Origin of the sequence: Streptomyces sp. ITFR-21 (genome assembly GCF_031844685.1) — a bacterium.
Classification (GTDB): Bacteria; Actinomycetota; Actinomycetes; order Streptomycetales; family Streptomycetaceae; genus Actinacidiphila.
Genome location: NZ_CP134605.1, coordinates 3,164,073 through 3,183,955, shown reverse-complemented (window position 1 = coordinate 3,183,955; position 19,883 = coordinate 3,164,073). Strand labels below are relative to the sequence as shown.

Sequence of the window (19,883 nt, the reverse complement as noted above, 5' to 3'; positions counted from 1 at the left end):
TGCGGCTCACCGGGGTGCTGCCCGGAAGCGGGCCCCTCGTCCCGGTCGTGGGTCTGCTTCTGCGGCGCGGGCAGCGGGGCCGCGCCGTGGCCGCGTGCCGTCGTGCCCAGGCCGGGCGCCGGGGCGCGCCCGCTCCCGGCGCCGGTACCGCTTCCGCCGCCCTTTCCGTTTGCGCCACCCGCGCCGCTCCCGCCGCCCGCCGCGGCCGTGCCGCCTGTACCGCCTGTACCGCCTGTACCGGAGTCGGGGGACGGCGGACGGGGGACGCGGGGCGTGGACGGTGTCATCGCGGGACCCTCTCCACGGCGTACGGGCGGGGGAGGGCGAGCAGCGCGCCGTACAGGGCGGCTACCTCGGCCGCGGCCCTTCGTACGTCGTGGCGGTCCCGGACCCGGCCGAGCGCGCGGGCTCCGGCGGCGGTACGCAGCCGCGGATCGGTCAGCAGCCGCAGCAGGGCGGCGGCCAGGGCGGGCGGGTCCGCCACCGGGACGACGCAGCCGGCCGTGTCGGCGGGCGGCAGGCTCTCCCGCGCGCCGGCCACGTCGGTGAGCACCACCGGCCGCCCGCAGGCCATCGCCTCCAGCGGGGCGAGCGCCATGCCCTCCCAGCGCGACGGCTGGACCACCACGTCGGCGGCCTGGTACCAGGGCCCCGGGTCGGCGCTCGCCCCGGCGAGCAGGACGCCGGGGGGCGCGTCCCGGAACAGGCGGTCGCGGTCGGGACCGTCGCCGACCAGCGCGAGCCGGGCGCCCGGCAGCCGGGCGGCGACATCGGGCCAGGCGCGCAGCAGCACGTCCTGGCCCTTCTGCGGGCAGAGCCGCCCGACGCACACCACCAGCGGGGCGCCGGGCGCGAGGCCGCAGAGGGCGGGCAGGGCGGCGCGTACCGCGGCCCGGTCGGCGGCGGGCGCGAAGCGGGCGGTGTCCACGCCGTTGGGCACCACCGCCCAGTCCGCCCGGACGCCCTGCCGGCGGCCGGTCGCGCGCTCCGCCTCGCTGACGCACAGCACGAGGTCGGTCCAGCGCGCGGCGGCGTACCGCTCCCAGCGCAGCGCGGCCCCGGCGGCCGGGCCGGTGACGGCCTCGAAGGACCAGGCGTGCGGTTGGAAGACGGTGGGCAGCGCGCCCCGGGCGGCGAGCCGGCCGGCCAGCCCGGCCTTGGCGCTGTGCAGGTGGAGCAGGTCGGGGCGGGCGGCCCGCAGCACGCGGCCGGCGGCGGCGACCTCGCGGGCCAGCGCGGGGCCGGGGGAGCGGCGCGCGGGCCACCGTACGGGCTCGGCGCCGGCCGCGGTGACGGCGGCGGCGAGCGGACCGGGTGCTCCGGGTGCTCCGGGCGTCCCCGCCGGTCCGGGGCGGTCCGGCCGCCCCGGCGGCTCCGAGGGGGACGCGACGACGACCCGCGCTCCGGCACCGACCTGGGCACGCACCAGGTCCATGACGACGCGCGCGACGCCGCCCTCGACCGGCTGCGTCATGTGGAGCACCGTCAGCCCGGCGAGTTCGTACTGGTGTTGCGGCATCGCGCGCCGTTCTCTCTCTCGGCAACCCGGACCAGCCGAAGTCCGGTCAAGTTCCGCCGCCGCGTGATCGGACGCCGATCAGCGGCTGCGTGCGGTCAACGAATCCCATGCCTGTCAGGTAATCCCCACGAAACCGCAATGCACGCTGGCAGACGCGGCGGTGCGAATCACGTAAGGCGCGCGGGCCGTTGACCAGGTCGGATTTCTTATGACGATCGCACGATCGATGTTGACGGTTCGTCAACATAAGTACGCGTGTATCACTCATCCGCCGGTTGTGCCCAGTGTGCCGCGCCGCCTTTGTCCATTCGAGTGAAGGATCATTACCAATCGGCGCCGGCGCTGTTGGGCAGAACGCCCCTCGCCCAGTGGGGTGACTCTCTCCAGAAGGACCAACCGTGCTCAAGAAGATCCTCGCAACGGCCGCAGTCGCCGCCTCCATCGCGGGCGTCTCCGCGACCGTCGCCCCGCAGGCGATGGCCATCGGCGACTCGACCGGTACCACCACCGCCAACGGCAACGGCGCTGGGCAGGCGTACGGCAACACGTACACCAGCGGCTACATGAGCCCGTCGTTCGCGCTGATCCAGGGCTCGCTCAACAAGCCCTGCATCGCCCTGCCGGCCAAGGCCAACCTCGGCTCGCTCATCGGCCTGGTGCCGATCAGCGTCCAGGACATCAACGTCCTGTCCTCGCCGCAGAACCAGCAGTGCGTGGAGAACTCCACCCAGGCCAAGGGCGACGAGCCGCTGTCCCACCTGCTGGACAACATCCCGATCCTGTCCGGGAACGGCGCCGCCAACAGCTGATCCGGTCCGCCGCGCCGCGGTCCTTCGCAGCCCCGGCCCCGCCCCCGCACGCGGCGGGCGGCCGGGGTCGAGGCACTCCCCGGGGCGGGACGGGGCCGGACCGTCCCGCCCCCGGGAGTGTCCGGCCGACCCCCTGGAGGTATTCCGGGGATTTCCGCACACGCCGCTCCGGCGGGAATTCCCGGCCGTTCCGCCGGCTGCTTTCCCGACTGTTTTCCCCGCCGTCTTCGCGACCGCCTTCCCCGCCGTCTTCGCGACCGTCTTCGCGGTTGCTTCCGCGGGCGGGCGCGGGGCAGGTCCGGCCGTGGCGAACGCCGCGGGCCGCGGTTCTCCGGCCCGCGCGGCGGGTCCGCCGGGTCACCCGCGTGCTCGGCCATCCGGGTCCATTCGGGTGGATCGTACGGAACGGGCCAGGCCCGGGAGTTGCTTTCGGCGAGCAGCGGTCGTTAACCGGTCGAAGCGCGGCCAGGGCACGGAATACGTGACCGGCCGCCGCGAAGTCCGTGGCGGTAATGCAGACGCCGCCCACCGAAAAGGAGCCAACCGTGAAGTTCTCGAAGGTCGCGGCCGTCGCCGCCGGCACGCTGATCGCGACCGGCGTCGCCGCCCCCGCGTTCGCCGACTCCGGCGCCGGCGCCGTCGCCGCCCACTCCCCGGGCGTGCTGTCCGGCAACGTCGTCCAGGTCCCGGTACACGTGCCGGTGAACGTGACGGGGAACACCATCAACGTCATCGGCCTGCTCAATCCGGCGTTCGGCAACAGCGGCACCAACGCCAGCCTGTGACGTCGGCCTGTCGGACCGCGAGGTCCTGAACAGGTACCGCCCCGGAGCGCCCACCGCGCCCCGGGGCGGTGCGTCTCAGCGGGCCGCGGAGCCGCGCTGACGGCTGGCCGCCCGGCCGCTGATTGACCGCTGACCGACTGCTGGCCGCGACAGACCACGACAGACCACGACAGATCGCTACAGATGGGGAGAAAGAAGAGTCGATGCGACAGATCCTGAACCGGAGCCTGCTCACCGTCGCCGCCGCGAGCAGCATCCTCGCCGCTGCGGCGGGGTACGCGAGCGCCGACAGCACGGCGGAGGGCGCCGCGTCCGGTTCGCCGGGCGTGCTGTCCGGCAACAGTGTCCAGGCCCCGGTCGACGTACCGGTGAACGTCTGCGGCAACACCGTGGACGTCGCCGGCGTCGGCAACCCCGCCTTCGGCAACCACTGCGCCCATGCGTCGCTCGGCGCGCATTCCCTTTCCGGAGCCCATTCCGGACCCCTGCCCGGTTCGGACACCGGGGCGGAATCCGGGTACGGACACGGATCCGGTGACCCGGACCAATACCAGGGCCACACGGTCGGTGGCACGGCCACCGGTTCGCCCGGCGTGCTCTCCGGCAACGCGGTCGACGTCCCGGTGCACGTGCCGGTGAACGTGTGCGGGAACACCGTGGACCCGGTGGGAGTGCTGAACCCGGCGATGGGGAACTCCTGCGCCGACACCGGGCAGGCGTCCTCGATCGCCGCGCCGCCGCCGGTGCCCCCGGGTCACGCGGCCCCGCCGGACACGCACCGCGCGCCGCACACCGGGACGCCCGACGTGCCGCCCGCGGCCTGGATTCCGGCTCCGCGGCCGGCCGCACAGCTCGCCGAGACGGGCGCCGACGCCCGGCGGATCGGGGCGGCCGGCGCCACCAGCGCGGCGCTGCTGCTCGGCGGCGCGATGCTCTACCGGCGCGGTACGCGCCCGGCCCACGCGGGACGCACCCGCTAGGCACTCCCCGCCCGACGGACGCCGTGGTGCCACGGCGTCGCCCTGCCGTGGTGCTGCTTCGCCGTGCCCGGCGGCGGTACGGCACGGCGGAGCGCGGCGAACTCATAGCAGGATCCGCCGCGATTCCTCACGTTCGGGTGATTGTCGGCCGGCTGATTTACTCGTCGTTTCCGTTGTTCCCCGTGGTCGTTGTCCATTCCGTAAAGACTGCCGAGCACTTCGGCGTCAGCTACTGAAAGGGTGGCCAATGAAGTACTCGAAGGTTGCAGCGGCCGTGGCCGGTTCCGTGATGGCGGTCGGCATGGCCGCCCCCGCCTTTGCCGACGGCTCTCTCACCGGCGGCACTTTCGCCGACACCATGTCGGCCATGCCCACCAGCGTCAACGGCGGGGTCGACCAGGCGCTCAGCACGCAGCCGCTGCAGCGGGCCGTGGACGAGACCGCGGTCGGCGGCGTGCTGGACAAGCTGACCGGGACGGTCCAGAACGTCAGCCGGCAGACCTCGGCCGACTCGCTGCTCGGCCAGACCGCCGCGGCGGCGAAGAGCGGCGCGCTGTCGACCGTGGCCGGCGCCGTGCCCGGTGCCTCGCTGCTCGGTGGCCTCCCCCTCGGCGCCCTCGGCCACTGAGCCGCCCTCGTGCTTCCGGCCCTGCCCGGCGCTTCGGGCCTGGGCCATCGGAGTGAAAAGCCGGAACCAAACCCCTCGAGAGCGGTTGATCAGATCGCTCTCACCTTCCACAACCGTGCCACCAGACACACACAAGGGACGACAATGATCAAGAAGATGCTCGCCGGTGCTGCTCTCGCCGCCTCGGTCGTGGCCGTCGGCGCCACCGCCGCCCCGCAGGCCATGGCCATCGGCAACGACCAGGGCACCACCACCGTGAACGGCAACGGCGCGGCGCAGGCGTACGGCAACACCTACACCAGCGGCACCGAGAGCCCGCAGATCGGCCTGATCCAGGGCACCCTGAACAAGCCCTGCATCGGTCTGCCGGTCAAGGCCAACGTCGGTTCGCTGATCGGTCTGATCCCGATCACCGTGCAGGACGTCAACGTGCTCGCCTCGCCGCAGAACCAGCAGTGCGCGGAGAACTCCACCCAGGCCAAGGGCGACGAGCCGCTGTCGCACATCCTGGACAACATCCCGGTCCTGTCCGGGAACGGCGCCGCCAACGGCTGACCCCAGCCCTGACAGCCGCCCTGACGCGGGCCGCCGGCCTCCCTCCCCGCCGACGGCCCGTTCGGCGTTCCCGGGCTCGGCCGGCCGCCGGTCGGCCGGATCGGCCGGGTGATCGGGGACGCGCTCGGCGACGCCAGGACGGTGGTCAACGTCGGCGCGGGCGCCCGGTCCTACGAGTTCGCCGGCCGGGAGGTGACCCCGGTGGAGCCGTCGGCCGCGATGCGGGCCCAGCGGTCGCCGGAACTCCCGCGGGCGATCGACGCCGTGGCCGAACGGCTCCCGTTCACCGACGGCGCGTTGGACGCGGCGATGACCACCTTCACCGTGCACCAGCGGAGCGACCCGGCGGCCGGGCTGCGCGAGATGCGGCGGGTGGCGCGCGGCCCGGTGCTCGTCCTGACCTGCGACCCGGACCGGGTACGGGACTTCTGGCTGTACGCGTACGCGCCCGAGGTGCTCGACGCCGAGGCCCGCCGCTACCCTCCGACCGCCGCACTGGCCGCGGCGCTCGGCGGCCGTACGACCGTGCGTCCGGTGCCGATCCCCGCCGACCGCACCGACGGCTTCAACGAAACGTACTACGCCCGTCCCGAGCTGCTGCTCGACCCCGGCGCCCGGCAGGCGTGTTCGGCCTGGAGCTTCGTGGACGACGACGCCGTACCGGCCCGGTTCGACGCGCACCTGCGCCGGGACCTGGCCGACGGCGCCCGGGAGGAGCGGTACGGCCACCTGCGGGGGCGGCCGGTCCACCAGGGCTCGCCGGTGCTGCTGGCGAACCTGCCGTAGCCGCCGGTCCGCCCGTCCGCTCATCGGCCCGCTCACCGGCCCGCGCCGGTCCGGCCGCCCCGGCGCCGCGTGACACCGCGGCCACCCACGGTGGCGCGGGCGGGAAGTCGGCGGCCGGAGACGTAAAGCCGCGCGCCGCGGACAAGCGCTATCCGCGGGATGCGTACTGACCTGCGGCTGCCCCTCCCGCTGCTCGGCAGGTATGTTGCCCAGGGCAAACAAAGATCCGGGAGGACGATCCTCATGAGCGCCCAGGCAGATGCCGCCTCGACCGGCACCGCGATACCACCGGCGGCGTACTCGCACCGTCAGATCATGATCATCCTGTCGGGGCTGCTGCTGGGCATGTTCCTGGCCGCGCTGGACCAGACGGTCGTCTCGACGGCCATCTACAAGATCGGCGAAAGCCTCAACGGCCTCACCGCGCAGGCGTGGGTGACCACGTCGTTCCTGATCACCTCGACCATCGCGACGCCGCTGTACGGCAAGCTGTCCGACCAGTACGGCCGCAAGCCGTTCTTCCTGTTCGCCATCGCGGTGTTCATCGCCGGCTCGGCGCTGTGCATGCTGTCGACGTCGATGTACATGCTGGCCGCGTTCCGCGCCTTCCAGGGCATCGGCGCCGGCGGGCTGTTCTCGCTCGCCCTGGCGATCGTCGGCGACATCATCCCGCCGCGCGAACGGGCCAAGTACCAGGGCTACTTCATGGCCGTCTTCGGTACCTCCAGCGTGCTCGGTCCGGTCGTCGGCGGCGCGCTCGCCGGGCAGGACCAGCTGCTGGGTATCGACGGCTGGCGGTGGATCTTCCTGATCAACGTGCCGATCGGCGTCCTCGCGCTCGTCGTGGTCGCCCGGGTGCTGCACGTGAAGCAGGACCGGCGGGCGCACCGGATCGACTACGCCGGCGCGGTGGCGCTGATCGTCTCGCTGGTGCCGCTGCTCATCGTCGCCGAACAGGGCCGCGAGTGGGGCTGGGGCAGCGGCACCGCGCTGGCCTGCTACGTGGTCGGCGCGATCGGCGTCGCCGGCTTCCTGTTCGCCGAGCGCCGGGCGGGCGACGAGGCGCTGCTGCCGATGCGGCTGTTCCGCAACGGCGTGTTCGCGCTCGGCTCGGCCCAGTCCGCGATCATCGGCGTCGGCATGTTCGGCGGCATCACGCTGCTGCCGCTCTACCTCCAGCTGGTCAAGGGCAACTCCCCGACCCGGGCGGGCCTGCTCACGCTTCCGCTGGTGCTCGGCATCATGGCCCTGTCGATGGTCTCCGGCCAGATCACCTCCAGGACCGGCCGCTACAAGGTCTTCCCGATCATCGGCTGCGTCCTGCTGGTGGCCGGGATGCTGATGCTCTGGCGGCTGGAGGCGGACAGCGGTCTGCTCTATGTCGACCTGGCCATGTTCGTGGTCGGCGCCGGCCTCGGTCTGAACATGCAGACCATCGTGCTGGCCATGCAGAACGCGGTGCCGCCCCGGGACATCGGCGTGGCCACCTCCTCGACCACGTTCTTCCGCCAGATGGGCGGCACGCTCGGCGTCGCGGTGTTCCTGTCGATCGTCTACTCGGTGGTCGGCGACAAGATCGGCGCCGCCTTCGCCGACGCCCGCGGCGGCCAGGCGTTCCAGCAGGCCGCCAAGTCCCACCCGGACCAGCTCAAGATGCTCACCTCGGCGTCCTCCGGCGGCTCCGGCACCCTCAACGACACCTCGTTCCTGAACCGCATCGACCCGGTCCTCGGCCATCCCTTCAAGGTCGGCTTCACCGACGCCATCGACGTGGCCTTCCTGGTCGGCGCGGCGGTGCTGGTGATCGCGCTGGTGCTCTCCACGCTGATCAAGGAGGTGCCGCTGCGGACCACCGCCGCGGCCTTCGCGGAGGAGCCGGAGCCCGCAGCCGAGGGACCCGCCGCGGGCGGGCCGGCTGCCGGTGGGCCGGCCGCGGGTGGGCCGGCCGCGGGTGAATCCGCCGCCGGACCGGCCTCGTAGTACGACCGTCGTATCGTCGTGGGTTTCGACCGGATCCCGGGCGACGGCGGCCGGGTAATCGTGGCCGGGGTGGACGGCTCGGACTCCTCCTGGCGTGCCGCCGCGTACGCGGTCGGCCTCGCCCGCCGGCAGGACGCCCTGCTCGTCCTCGTCCATGTGCTGCCCAACCACCCGGCCGCCCTCATGGCGGGCGTCGCCTGGATGCTCGCCGAGGGCGACCTGGCGGTGGCCGACGAGCTCCGCCGCCGGGTGCGGGCGGGGCTCGCCTGCTCGGTCGACCTGCGGTCGCTGCGCTGGGAGTTCCACGCGCTGCGGGACGCCGACGCGGTCGCGGGCATCACCCGGACCGCCGACGAGTTCCGGGCCGACGCGGTGGTGGTCGGCTCGTCCAGAGGGCTGTGGCACCGGCTCTTCGGCTCGGCGGGGGTGCGGCTGGTCAAGTGCGGGAAGTGGCCGGTGACCGTCGTGCCGTAGGGCGCCCGGCCGACTCGGGGCCGCCCCGACGGTGACCGGAGCCGCTCCGGCGTCCGGCCCGGCGTCCGACGGTACGGCCGTGACCGTGACCGGCACCGCTTTCACCAGCACCAACGCGGTCACCTTCGACGGCAATCCGGCGCCGTTCACGGTGATCTCGGACACCGCGGTGACGGCCGTCACCCCGTCCGGGACGGCCGGTTCCGTCGATGTCGTCGTGACCAACGACGCGGGCAGCGCGACCGCCGCGGACGGCTACACCTATGGGGCCTGCCCCGGCACCTGACCGTCCCGCACGGCCCGGTGGGCGGCGGCGGACCCGCCGGCCCCCACGCCGCCCACGCCGCCCACCAGCTTCTGCCTCCTCGTCCGCGGCGGCGGCCTGTTCACCCTCGACCTCGGCGACATCAACAACGGCACCGTCATCCGCTGACGTCGGCGCTGACGTCAGCGTCGGCGCTGGCCGAGCCCCGGCCCGCCCCCGTGCCGGGTTCAGGGACGGGCGTGGGCCGGGCCGGGGCGGTGGCGCCCGTGAGGTATCTGGCGGCCACGGCGCCGTTGTACTTGGCGAACATCACGCCGAGGGCGCGGAGGTCCGACTCGGACCAGCCCGCGAGGAGGTGGGCGAGGTTCTCGGCCCGGCGGGCGCGGACGCCCTCCATCCGGCGCAGGCCGGCCGGCGTGGGGGTGATGACGCTGCGGCGGCGGTCGGCGGGCGCGGGGGCGCCCGCGACCAGCCCCTGGCGCCGCAGCGAGGTGACCTGGCGCCCGGCCGTGGAGGGGTCCAGGCCGAGCAGGGCGGCCAGCGAGTTGATGTCCTGGGACCCGTGCTCGGCGAGCATCCGCAGCAGCAGGTACTCGGCGCGGTCCAGATCGGCGTGGACGTCGCTGCGCCGGTGGAGCAGTTCGAAGTTGCGGACCAGCACCGCCTGCTGGTGCTCGATCACCTCAAGCGCCGTGTGGTCGCCGTCCACGCCCGCTCCCTGCCGTCGTCACCCGTGGGGCGCCTGTCGCGCACGGTACCCGAGTGGCTTCGAACGCCAGTACTCCGTGTACGTCCCATGCAGACGCATGTTAATGTCGGCATCATACCGGTGATTGCCCGGCCGGACGTCCGAGGAGGGCACTGGATGGCGATGGCGGCGACCGGCTGGATATCCGAGACCTGGGACCGGGTGGTGGGTTCCGACCCCGGACTGCAGCGCTTCCGCACCGCGTCGTCCGCCGGGCTGGCGATGGCCACCACCCTGGGCCTGGAATACGGGTACGGCAGGCTCACCGACCGCGGCCCGCAGGGCACCATGGTCGCGATGATGCTCGGCACGGTCATGGCCATGATGGGTTCGATGGCCCTCACCGACGGCTCGGCGGCCTGGCCGAAGATCCGGACCGCCCTCTTCTTCCCGGTCGCCATCGGCGCCGGCATGCTGGTCGGCGTCGCGGTGGCCGGGCACACCGACTGGATGCTCGCGGTGTTCGTGGCCGTGATGTTCGTCGCCGTCTTCATCCGCCGGTTCGGGCCCGCGTTCTTCTTCTACGGGTTCATGATCTGGATGGGCTACTTCTTCGCCGCCTTCCTCAACGCCCGGATCAACCAACTCCCCGCACTGCTGGGCGCGGTGTGCCTCGCGGTGGTCTGGGTGCTGCTGCTCGCCACGACGCTGCTGCGGACCAACCCGCAGCGCACCCTGGCCCGGGTCCGGCGGGCCTTCAACGCCCGGGCCCGCTCGGTGGCGCGGGCCTGCGCCGACCTGCTGGCGGCCGATCCGTGCGACGTACGGCGTCAGGCACGGCTGCGGCGCACCCTGCACTCGCGGCAACTGCGGCTCGCCGAGACGGCCTTGGTGATAGAGGGCTGGTCCGCGGCGCCCGGCGCGCTGCCGCCCGGCATGCCGGCGGCGGCTGTACGGCGGCGGGCGCTGGACGTGCACCTGGCGATCGACGCGATGGCCACCGCGGTCGAGGGCATGGCCGGGACGGACGCCCGGCACATGGCGGAAGCGGCCCGGATCGCCGGGTACCTGGCCGGCAGCGACTACCCGGCGGCCGAGCGGGAGGCGCGGGCGCTCCTGGCGGGGGAGGCCGACCACCAGGACCTGGACGCGGAGTTCGCCTCCTGGGCCGACGGCGGCCCGTCGTCGCCGACCGCCGCGGCCGCGGGCTCCTCGGCCCCGGACGGCGGCGGGATCCGGGACATCGACTGCCTGGCGCACCATCTGGCCACCGCTGCCTGGGAGTTCGCGGTACTGGCCCGGCGGGCCGGCACCTACGCCGATCCCGGCACCGCCGACGGGGACGGGGAGCGTGACGAGGAGGACTTCGAGCCGGCGGTGCGGCTCGCGCTGGGCCTGCTGCCCGGCTCCGCGGCGGTCGTGGCCGGCGGTGTGCCGGCCCGCAGCCGCTGGAACCCGGCCGGCGGACTGTCGTTCACCACCCGCCAGGCCGTCCAGGTCGCGGTGGCCGGCGCGCTGGCGATCCTGGCCGGGCGGGAGCTGTCGCAGGCGCGCTACTACTGGGCGGTGCTGGCCGCGTTCATCGCCTTCACCGGTACGGCCACCCGGTCCGAGACCTTCATCAAGGCGGCCAACCGGGTCGCCGGCACCCTGGTCGGGCTCGGCGCGGGGATCGGGCTGGCGCACCTGACCGCCGGGCACACGTACTGGATCCTCGCGGTCGTCGTGCTCAGCATGACCTGCGGGTTCTACCTGGTCACCGTCTCCTACGCGGCGATGATCTTCTTCGTCACGATCATGGTGTCGCAGCTGTACAGCGAACTGCACGTGTTCTCCGCGTCGTTGCTGATGCTGCGGTTGGAGGAGACCGCGATCGGAGCGGCCATAGGGATCGTGGTGGCGCTGGTGGTACTGCCGACCAGCACCCGGGACACCGTCAACAGCGCCCGGAGCAGCTACTACGCCGCGCTGGCCGAACTGCTGCGGGCCTGCGCGGTCCGGCTGGAGCGGGGAGCGGAGGAAAGCGCGGGGGGAGGGGCCGCGGGGAGCGGCGGCGGGGAGGCCGGCCGCGCGGACGGCGGCCCGGTCGCCGGGCGGGCCGCGGGGGGCGCGGACCTCGGCGGTGGTGTCCCGCCGGGCAGTGCCGCGGCCGCGGGCGGCGCCGGGAGCGACCTGGCGGGGCTGATTCGGGTGGTGGACCACCGTTTGCAGCAACTCGCCCTGGTCGCAAGGCCGTTGACTCGGCCGCTGGTCTGGGGGAACGATCCGCGGCTGGTTCGGCACCGGCTCACCCTGTACGCTGCCGCCACCCGGCAGATCCGGGCGCTGGCGCTCGGCCCGCGTCGCGCGCCGGGGCTGGCGGGCGCCCCGCACCTGGCCGCTGCCAGCCGATCGCTCGCCGACGCGGCCACCGCCCTCGCGCTGAGCCCCGCCCCGCAGAGCCGGCCCGCTCCCGAGGTGGACCGCGCCCTGCGCGCCGCCGACGCGGCGCTGCTGACCCGGCTGCCCGACCCCGGCACGCTCCTGCCGCCGGTCACCCGCCCACTGCTCCGGCTGCGCCAACTGCTCCGCGAGCTGGCCGTCCAGACCCCGACGGACCGTCCCGCACCGTCCGCCCCGTCCCGTGTGGTCACCTCCGGCGGTGGCCCGCCGGCCCCCGCCGAGCCCGCCGCGGACCCGGCGCGGTGGCGCGGCTGAGGTCTGCCGTGCGCTGTTGTCCGGCCGGGCGGTGCCCACCGCCCGGCCGGTGTGTTGCGTCGGCCCTCTTCGTTCGTACATGAGATATGGTGTCTGCTGTATTGCTGTATCCGCAGGTATCAGACCCGGAGGGTGGCCGTGGCGGCTGGCAGGGCGGACGAGGGGCTGGTCGCGGCACTGCGGCGGGCCGGGGCCGGCGAGGTGGAGGCCGGTGTCCGGCGGCGGGCCGAGTACGGGACGGACGCCTCCAACTACCGGGTGGTCCCGCGCGCCGTGGTCTTCCCGCGCGAGGCCGACGAGGTGCCGGCCGTCCTGGAGGTGTGCCGGAGCCTCGGCGTACCGCTGACCGCGCGGGGCGCCGGCACGTCGATCGCCGGGAACGCGGTGGGCGAAGGCGTCGTGCTCGACTTCTCCCGGCACATGAACCGGGTGCTGGAGGTCGACCCGCGGGCGCGGACCGCCGTGGTGCAGCCCGGGGCGGTACTGGACGCGATCAGCGCGGCGGCGGCCCCGTACGGACTGCGGTTCGGGCCGGACCCGTCGACGCACGCGCGCGCCACGATCGGCGGCTCGCTGGGCAACAACGCCTGCGGGGCGCGGGCGCTGGCGTACGGCCGCAGCGCCGACAACACGGTGGAGCTGGACGTGGTGACCGGCGGCGGCGTCCGGTTCACCGCCCGGCGGCTGGGACGCGGCGGGCTGGGGGGCGCCGGTTCGGACGGGGCCGCCCCGAGCGGCGGCGTGGGCGGGCCGGGCGGGGGCGCACCGGGCATGGGCGGCCTCAGCGGCGCCGGGCCGCGCGGGGGCGGGCCAGGGCGGCCGGAGGCGGAGCTGCTGGCCGGGCTCGACGCCCTGGTCCGCAACCGGCTCGCCCTGATCCGCACCGAGTTCGGCCGCTTCACCCGCCAGGTCTCCGGCTACTCCGTGGAACACCTGCTGCCGGAGAACGGCGGCGACCTGGCGAAGTTCCTCGTCGGCACCGAAGGCACCCTCGCGCTGCTGCTCCAGGCCACCGTCCGGCTGGTCCAGGCGCCCCCGCACACCGCGATGGCCGTGCTCGGCTACCCGGACATGGCCACCGCCGCCGACGCCGTACCGGCCCTGCTGCCGCACCGGCCGGTCGCCCTGGAGGGCATGAGCAACCAGCTGGTCGACGTGCTGCGGGCCCGGCGCGGGCAGGCGGCGGTGCCGGACGTCCTGCCGCGCGGCGGCGGCTGGATCTTCGCCGAGACCGCGGGGGACAGCGCGGCCGAGGCGGTGGCGGCGGCCCGCCGGCTGGCCGCCGACGCGGGCTGTCTGGACGCCGCGGTGGTCACCGGCGCCGCGGCCCGCGCGCTGTGGCGGATCCGGGAGGACGGCGCCGGCCTCGGCGGCCGTACCCCGGCCGGCGCACCGGCCTGGCCCGGCTGGGAGGACTCCGCGGTACCGCCTGGGCGGCTGGGCCCGTACATGCGCGAACTCACTTCGCTTATGGGCGGGTTCGGCTTGGACGGACTGATGTACGGCCACTTCGGCGACGGCTGCCTGCATGTGCGGATCGACTTCCCGCTGGCCGAAGAGCCCGCCCGCTTCCGGGACTTCATGGACGCGGCGGCGGCGCTGGCCGGCCGGTACGGCGGCTCGGTGTCCGGCGAGCACGGCGACGGCCGGGCCCGCGGCGCGCTGCTCCACCACATGTACTCGCCGCAGGCGCTGGACACGCTGGCCGCCGTCAAGCACCTCTTCGACCCCGGCGACGTGCTCAACCCCGGTGTCATCGTCCGCCCCCGCCCGGTGGACGCCGACCTGCGGCTGGCCGCCGCGAAGGCGCCGCCCGGCCCGCTCGCCTTCGCCTACCCGCACGACCGCGGTGACTTCTCCACCGCGGTGCACCGCTGCGTCGGTGTCGGCAAGTGCCGTGCGGACGGTACGGGTTCGGGCGGCGTGATGTGCCCGTCGTACCTGGCGACGCGGGACGAGAAGGACTCCACCCGCGGCCGGGCCCGGGTCCTCCAGGAGTTGGCCAACGGCACTTTGGTGGACAGCGGTTGGCGGTCGCCGGAGATCGCCGAGTCGCTGGACCTGTGCCTGTCCTGCAAGGGCTGCGCCAGCGACTGCCCGGCCGGGGTGGACATGGCCACCTACAAGGCGGAGGCCCTGCACCAGCGTTACCGCGGCCGGCTGCGGCCCGCCGCGCACTACGCCCTCGGCTGGCTGCCGCGCTGGGCCCGGCTCTCGGCCCGTGCGCCCCGGCTGGTCAACGCGGTGCTCGGCATCGGCGCGGTGGCGGCGCTGGCCAAGCGCGGCGGCGGCATCGACGCGCGGCGCCCGCTGCCGCGCTTCGCCACCCGGACGTTCCGGCAGTGGTTCGGCGACCGGCCCGCTCCGGGGGGCGCCGCCCGGCCACCGGTGCTGCTGTGGGCGGACACCTTCACCGACCACTTCGCACCGGAGGTCGGGCGGGCCGCGGTACGGGTGCTGGAGCACGCGGGCTACGACGTACGGCTCACCGGCCGTGAGGTCTGCTGCGGCCTGACCTGGATCTCCACCGGCCAGCTCGACGGCGCCAAGGCCCGGTTGCGGCAGACCCTGGACGCGCTGGAGCCGGCGCTGGCGGCCGGCTGGCCGATCGTCGGGCTGGAGCCGTCCTGCACGGCGGTGCTGCGCGGCGAGCTGACCGAGCTGCTGCCGGACGACCCGCGGGCGGTCCGCGCCGCCACGGCCACCCGCACGCTGGCCGAACTCCTCACCGCCACTCCGGGCTGGACCCCGCCGGACCTCACCGGGGTGCGCGGCGTGGCCCAACCGCACTGCCACCAGCACGCGGTGCTCGGCTGGGACGCGGACGCGGCGCTGCTGCGCGACGGCGGCGCCGAGGTGGACGCGGTCGGCGGCTGCTGCGGCCTGGCCGGCAACTTCGGCGTGGAGAAGGGTCACTACGAGGTGTCGGTGGCCGTCGCCGAGACCGCGCTGCTGCCCGCGGTCCGGGCGGCGGGACAGGACGCGGTGGTGCTCGCCGACGGCTTCTCCTGCCGCACCCAACTCGACCAGCTGGCCGGCCTCCCGGGCACCCACCTGGCCCAACTCCTGGCGTCCCGCCTGCCGGCGTCGGCTCCGGCGGACCCCGCGCGGTAGCCCCCGGACCCCGAACCGCCGCCGGCCGCGCCGGGCTCGGTGCCGGGGACCGTCGTCCCCGCGGCCGGCCGGGCGCTCACCACCGGCCGGCCGCGGGTGCTTCGGGTGCCGCGGGACCAGGGCCCCGCGGAGGTCGCGCGGTCCGCCGGAGGGCCGGCCCCGCGGGTTCGCACCCCGGGAACACGGGCCCTCCGACGGGTCTTACGCCCGGCCGGGGCTCATCCCTCGTCGAATCCCAGATACACCGACTTCGTCCAGGTGTAGAAGTCCGTGGCCCCCGCGCCCTGTTCGCGGTACGTGTTGGTGGAGGACTCCTTCACCCCGCCGAAGGGCACGTTGGGGTCGACGCCGCTCGTGGGCCGGTTGACCTTGACGATGCCCGCCTGGATGCGCTCGATGAAACGGTGTGCCTGCCGCAGGTCGTTGGTGACGATGCCCGCGGAAAGGCCGAACGGGATGTCGTTGGCGATGTCCACCGCCTGGTCGGGGTTGTCGGCGGCGAGCACGCTCACCACCGGGCCGAAGACCTCCTCCTGGGCCACCCGGTGCGACGGCTTGACGCCGACCAGCACCGTGGGGTCGAGGAACTGCCCGGCGGCGCCGGACTGTCCGCCCGCCACCACGGCCTGCGCGCCCTCCTCCGCGGCGATGCGCAGCCACTCCAGGTCGGAGCGCATCTGCGAGGCGCTGACCACCGGCCCCATCAGCACGCTCCGGTCCAGGCCGTCGCCGGGCCGGTAGCGCGCCGCCTGCGCGGCCAGCGCTGCCACCAGCCGGTCGTGGATGCCGGGGGTGCAGATGACCCGGCTGGTGGCGGTGCACGCCTGGCCCGTGACGCCGAAGCCGCTCTGTGCGGCGATCGAGGCGGCAACTTCGGGATCGGCGTCGTCCAGCACGACCAGCGGGTTCTTTCCGCCCATCTCCAGCAGGATCCGGGCGCCGCGCTCCTGGACCTGCCGCTCGATCAGGCGGCCCACGTCGTTGGAACCGGTGAACGACACGGCGGCCAGGCCCCGGTGGCGGGCGATCGCACCGCCGACCGAACCGCCGGGCCCGTAGACGAGGTTGAGGACTCCCGGCGGCAACCCCGCGTCGGAGAGCGCCTGGGCCAGGTGCCAGGCGGACAGCGGTGTCAGCCCGGCGGGCTTGAGCACCACCGCGTTGCCGGAGATCAGCGCGGGAGCGGTCTTCCAGGCGGGGATGGCGATCGGGAAGTTCCAGGGCGTGATGACGCCGACGACGCCCAGCGGTTCGCGGCGGGTGTACGCCATGGTGCGCGCGGTGCCGGCCGGCACCAACTCCCCGCGCCCGCGCCAGCCCTCGCCGCCGTAGAACCGCAGGATCTCGATGGCGCGGCCGACTTCGCCGTACGCCTCGGCCCAGGTCTTGCCCTCCTCACGGACCAGGTCGGCGGTGATCCGGTCGCGCCGGGCGGACATGAGGTCGCCGGCCCGCAGCAGGACCGCGCCCCGGGCCGGCGCGGGCAGCGCGGCCCAGCCGGGCTGGGCGCGGCCGGCGGCCTCCACCGCCTGGTCCACGGTGTCGGCGTCACCGTCGGGGGCCGCGGCCACCACGTCGTCCGGCCGTGCCGGATTGCGCCGTTCCGCCGCGGGTTCCCCCAGGAGGCGGTCACCGATGCGGTGCTGGAGCAGCGCGGTGCTGCCGGGGATCGAAGTCGGAACGTCTGCCGTCATCGGCGATCTCTCTCTCAACGGGGAACCGCCCTCTCACGGGCGGGCGCGGGTGCCTCCCGGCGGGTCGGCGCTGGACGGGCCGGCGGGAGAAGTGGCGGCCCACGCAGTATCGTATCTCGTATAGTTGATATCTGGTATGGCGTATAGTGATCGTTGTGGGGCCGCCGGACGGCTCGCCCGCACCGGCCGCGACCCGGCCGCCGCGCGCCGCTCCGGCGGCTCACCGGTGCCGGCCGTGCGCGCTTCGGCGCAGTCCCGCGGCCCGGTGCTGTCCCGTGCAACTCGGCTCAACAGGGGGTTCACCCAATGCAGTTGGCCACCATCCGCGAGAGCGGCCTGGACGTCGCGGTCGCTCTCGACCCGCCGCGCGGCCTGGTCCGGCTGACCGATCTCACCGAGCCGATCGAAGGCGGGGTCCTGGACGTACTGGCGTCGGTGCCGCCGGACCGGTTCGTCGAGCGGGTGGCCGCGACGCCAGCGGACCGCTTCTCGCCGACCGCCGGCCATGCGCTGACCGCGCCGTACCGCCGACCGCACAAGATCTGGGGCATCGGGCTCAACTACCGTGCGCACGCCGACGATCTGGGCGCCGGGTACCCCGACGAGCCGGCGTCCTTCATCAAGGCGGACCACACCGTGATCGGCCCGGGTGAACCGATCCCACTGCCCCGGCAGAGCCACCGGGTCACCGCGGAGGCCGAACTCGGCCTGGTCATCGGCTCGTACACCCGCGACGTGGCCGAGCAGGACGCGGTCGCCCGGCTGTGGGGCGTCTGCCCGGTGCTCGACCAGACCGCCGAGGACATTTTGCAGCGCAACCCGCGGTTCCTCACCCGGTCCAAGAACTTCCCGGGCTTCTTCTCCTTCGGTCCCGGCATCACCCCGATCGGCGAGGTGCTGGCCCGGTTCGGCTCGCTCGCCGCGATCGAGGTGGCCACCGTGCGCAACGGCGAGGTGTGGCGGTCCGGCGCCGTGGCCGACATGATCTTCGGCCCGGAGTTCCTGGTCAGCTTCCACAGCCGGGTGATGCCGCTCTACCCGGGCGACATCATCTCCTCGGGCACCCCCGGCGCCGCGGTGATCGCGGACGGCGACACCGCCGAGTGCCGGATCGCCGGCATCGGGGTGCTCAGCAATCCGGTGTCGGGCTGACCGAGGTCGTCCGGCGGCGGACGGCTACCGGTCCGCCGCCGCCAGCACGGTGGCCATCACCTGCGCGATGTGGTCGTGCATCCCCCGCGCCGCCGCCTCCGCGTCACCGGCCTTGATGGCCTTGGCGATGTCCACGTGCTGCTGTCCGCAGTGCACCGAGTCGTCCAGGGTCAGCACATCGCGTGAGCGCAGCGTGAAGGCGAGTACCAGCGACTCGTCGACCGCCTTGGCCAGCAGCCGGTTGCCGGTCGACTGCGCCACCACGCTGTGGAAGCTGGTGTCCCATTGGCCGAATCCCGCCGCGTCCTGGGAACGCGCGGAGTCCAGCGAGTTCTTCGCCGCGCTCACGATGGCCTGCCGCTGCGCGGTGTCGGCGCGGGCCGCCGCGGTACGGGCCGCGCTGCCCTCCAGGCCGCTGCGCAGTTCGTAGGCGTCCCGGATCAGGTCCCGGTTGGGCATGATCACCCGCAGACCGCGGGTGGTGGGCTCGACCAGCCCTACGTGGCACAGCCGCAGCAGCGCCTCGCGTACCGGCGTCTTGCTGGTCTGCAGCATCTCGCTCAGCATCGACTCGCTGATCCGGGTACCGGGCTGCAGGGTCCGGTTCACGATCGCGTCCCGGATCCGGTCGAACGCGATCTCTGTCAGGCTCTGCGGCCGCAGGCCGACCGGCTGGACCGCCGTAGTGGTCATGGTGTTTCGACGCTCCTCCACTGTTGTTCGGGCTGCTTCGCGGCCTCCTGCGGCCACGAAGCCGGTGCTCGGTGCCGGTACGCCGCGGCCGGGACCTGGCGGGGTCCTCGGCGGGGTGGCCGGGGGTGCCACCTCAGAGACCGCTGATCAGCCCGCCGTCGCAGCGGACGGCCGAGCCGGTGATGTATGAGGCGCGGGTGCTGCTGAGAAAGGCTACGAGCGTACCGAACTCGTCGGGCCTGCCATACCTGCCGGCGGGAATCGCCGTCTCGGCCGCCGCCCGCACCTCGTCGGCGCCGCGGCCGGTGCGCTCGGCCTGCTCGCGGTCGAGGAACGCCACCCGGTCGGTGGCGATGCGGCCCGGCAGCGCCAGGTTGACGGTGACCCCGTCCGCGGCCACCTCGCCCGCCAGCGTCTTGAGGTAGCCGGCCAGTGCGGCGCGGCCGGCGTTGGAGGAGACCAGGCCGGGGATCGGCGCGGCCACCCCGCTGGAACCGATGGCCACGATCCGGCCCCAGCCGCGCTCCCGCATACCGGGCAGTACGCGGCGGACTAGGGCGACATGGCCGGCGGCGAGCCGGGTGACGGCCCGCACCATGTCCTCGGGCTCCAGGTCGGCGGCGGTCCCGGGCGCGGGGCCGGGGCCGTTGAGGACCAGGACGTCCACCGGGCCGAGGGCGGCGGTGACCGTGTCCACCAGGGTGTCCGCGGCGTCCGGCGCGGTGAGGTCCACCCCGATGCCGACCGCGTGCCCCAGGCCGGCGGCGATGCCGGCGGCCCGCTCGGCCCGGCGGCCGGTGACCGCCACGGCGGCGCCCTCCTCGGCCAGCGCCTGCGCGCTCGCCAGGCCGAGGCCGCCGGTCGAGGCGCACACCAGGGCCACCCGGCCCTTGAGTCCCAAATCCATCCGGACCCTCCCGTTCTGCCCCCGGACATCAGCCGGTTGCTCCCTGGCGGTCGCCACCGGCCGGCCTCACCGGTTACGGGGAGATTGCCGGCTCTTGTCCTGAGATGACTTTGAGTCTTGACGACCTTGTGTGATCGCGCTTAGCGTACCAGACATC

Annotated in this window: 17 protein-coding genes; 12 read left to right on the top strand and 5 right to left on the bottom strand. The window is 74.3% G+C overall.

Annotation, left to right across the window (positions count from 1 at the left end):
* Nucleotides 1–283: 283 nt before the first annotated feature.
* Nucleotides 284–1,519: a glycosyltransferase family 4 protein gene (locus RLT57_RS13795; RefSeq protein WP_311297688.1), complete on the bottom strand. Its 1,236-nt coding sequence runs from the start codon at nt 1,517–1,519 to the stop codon at nt 284–286.
* A gap of 398 nt (nt 1,520–1,917) precedes the next feature.
* Here RLT57_RS13795 and RLT57_RS13790 point away from each other — a divergent pair, with 398 nt between their 5' ends.
* The 9 genes from RLT57_RS13790 to RLT57_RS13750 all read left to right on the top strand — a co-directional run bounded on the left by RLT57_RS13790 (nt 1,918) and on the right by RLT57_RS13750 (nt 8,802).
* Nucleotides 1,918–2,328, top strand: a complete 411-nt coding sequence (locus RLT57_RS13790; protein ID WP_311297687.1) for a rodlin — start codon at nt 1,918–1,920, stop codon at nt 2,326–2,328.
* Nucleotides 2,329–2,873: 545 nt separating this feature from the next.
* On the top strand, nt 2,874–3,113 hold the full coding sequence (locus RLT57_RS13785; protein WP_399128625.1) for a chaplin: 240 nt from the start codon (nt 2,874–2,876) through the stop codon (nt 3,111–3,113).
* 203 nt (nt 3,114–3,316) lie between these two features.
* Nucleotides 3,317–4,093 (top strand): chaplin, encoded by a 777-nt coding sequence (locus tag RLT57_RS13780; protein ID WP_311297686.1) that lies wholly within the window; start codon nt 3,317–3,319, stop codon nt 4,091–4,093.
* Nucleotides 4,094–4,340: 247 nt separating this feature from the next.
* The gene (locus tag RLT57_RS13775; RefSeq protein WP_311297685.1) at nt 4,341–4,721 is read left to right on the top strand and encodes a hypothetical protein; all 381 of its coding nucleotides are present in this window, start codon (nt 4,341–4,343) and stop codon (nt 4,719–4,721) included.
* Between the two features lie 144 nt (nt 4,722–4,865).
* Nucleotides 4,866–5,276 (top strand): rodlin, encoded by a 411-nt coding sequence (locus RLT57_RS13770; RefSeq protein WP_311297684.1) that lies wholly within the window; start codon nt 4,866–4,868, stop codon nt 5,274–5,276.
* A gap of 108 nt (nt 5,277–5,384) precedes the next feature.
* Complete coding sequence (locus RLT57_RS13765; RefSeq protein ID WP_311297683.1) at nt 5,385–6,062, top strand: class I SAM-dependent methyltransferase; 678 nt, start codon at nt 5,385–5,387, stop codon at nt 6,060–6,062.
* A 243-nt stretch (nt 6,063–6,305) separates the two neighbouring features.
* Nucleotides 6,306–8,042, top strand: coding sequence for an MDR family MFS transporter (locus tag RLT57_RS13760; protein WP_311297682.1), 1,737 nt, complete (start codon nt 6,306–6,308; stop codon nt 8,040–8,042).
* Between the two features lie 18 nt (nt 8,043–8,060).
* Entirely contained in the window at nt 8,061–8,516 is a 456-nt protein-coding gene (locus tag RLT57_RS13755) for a universal stress protein (protein ID WP_311297681.1), read from the top strand.
* 31 nt (nt 8,517–8,547) lie between these two features.
* Entirely contained in the window at nt 8,548–8,802 is a 255-nt protein-coding gene (locus tag RLT57_RS13750) for an IPT/TIG domain-containing protein (RefSeq protein ID WP_311297680.1), read from the top strand.
* Nucleotides 8,803–8,938: 136 nt separating this feature from the next.
* Here RLT57_RS13750 and RLT57_RS13745 read toward each other — a convergent pair whose 3' ends face one another.
* On the bottom strand, nt 8,939–9,490 hold the full coding sequence (locus tag RLT57_RS13745) for a MarR family winged helix-turn-helix transcriptional regulator (RefSeq protein ID WP_311297679.1): 552 nt from the start codon (nt 9,488–9,490) through the stop codon (nt 8,939–8,941).
* A gap of 156 nt (nt 9,491–9,646) precedes the next feature.
* On the opposite strand from RLT57_RS13745, the gene RLT57_RS13740 reads away from it, so the two are divergent.
* Both RLT57_RS13740 and RLT57_RS13735 read left to right on the top strand, forming a co-directional pair.
* Entirely contained in the window at nt 9,647–12,166 is a 2,520-nt protein-coding gene (locus RLT57_RS13740; RefSeq protein ID WP_311297678.1) for an FUSC family protein, read from the top strand.
* 138 nt (nt 12,167–12,304) lie between these two features.
* Complete coding sequence (locus RLT57_RS13735) at nt 12,305–15,280, top strand: FAD-binding and (Fe-S)-binding domain-containing protein (protein ID WP_311297677.1); 2,976 nt, start codon at nt 12,305–12,307, stop codon at nt 15,278–15,280.
* A 218-nt stretch (nt 15,281–15,498) separates the two neighbouring features.
* Here RLT57_RS13735 and RLT57_RS13730 read toward each other — a convergent pair whose 3' ends face one another.
* Nucleotides 15,499–16,974, bottom strand: coding sequence for an aldehyde dehydrogenase family protein (locus RLT57_RS13730; RefSeq protein ID WP_311297676.1), 1,476 nt, complete (start codon nt 16,972–16,974; stop codon nt 15,499–15,501).
* Nucleotides 16,975–17,280: 306 nt separating this feature from the next.
* On the opposite strand from RLT57_RS13730, the gene RLT57_RS13725 reads away from it, so the two are divergent.
* Nucleotides 17,281–18,126 (top strand): fumarylacetoacetate hydrolase family protein, encoded by an 846-nt coding sequence (locus RLT57_RS13725; protein ID WP_311297675.1) that lies wholly within the window; start codon nt 17,281–17,283, stop codon nt 18,124–18,126.
* Nucleotides 18,127–18,150: 24 nt separating this feature from the next.
* Here the strand turns inward: RLT57_RS13725 and RLT57_RS13720 are convergent, their stop codons facing one another.
* Together RLT57_RS13720 and RLT57_RS13715 are read right to left on the bottom strand one after the other, a co-directional pair.
* Nucleotides 18,151–18,819 (bottom strand): GntR family transcriptional regulator, encoded by a 669-nt coding sequence (locus tag RLT57_RS13720; RefSeq protein ID WP_311297674.1) that lies wholly within the window; start codon nt 18,817–18,819, stop codon nt 18,151–18,153.
* Between the two features lie 133 nt (nt 18,820–18,952).
* On the bottom strand, nt 18,953–19,726 hold the full coding sequence (locus tag RLT57_RS13715) for an SDR family oxidoreductase (protein ID WP_311297673.1): 774 nt from the start codon (nt 19,724–19,726) through the stop codon (nt 18,953–18,955).
* Nucleotides 19,727–19,883: the final 157 nt, after the last annotated feature.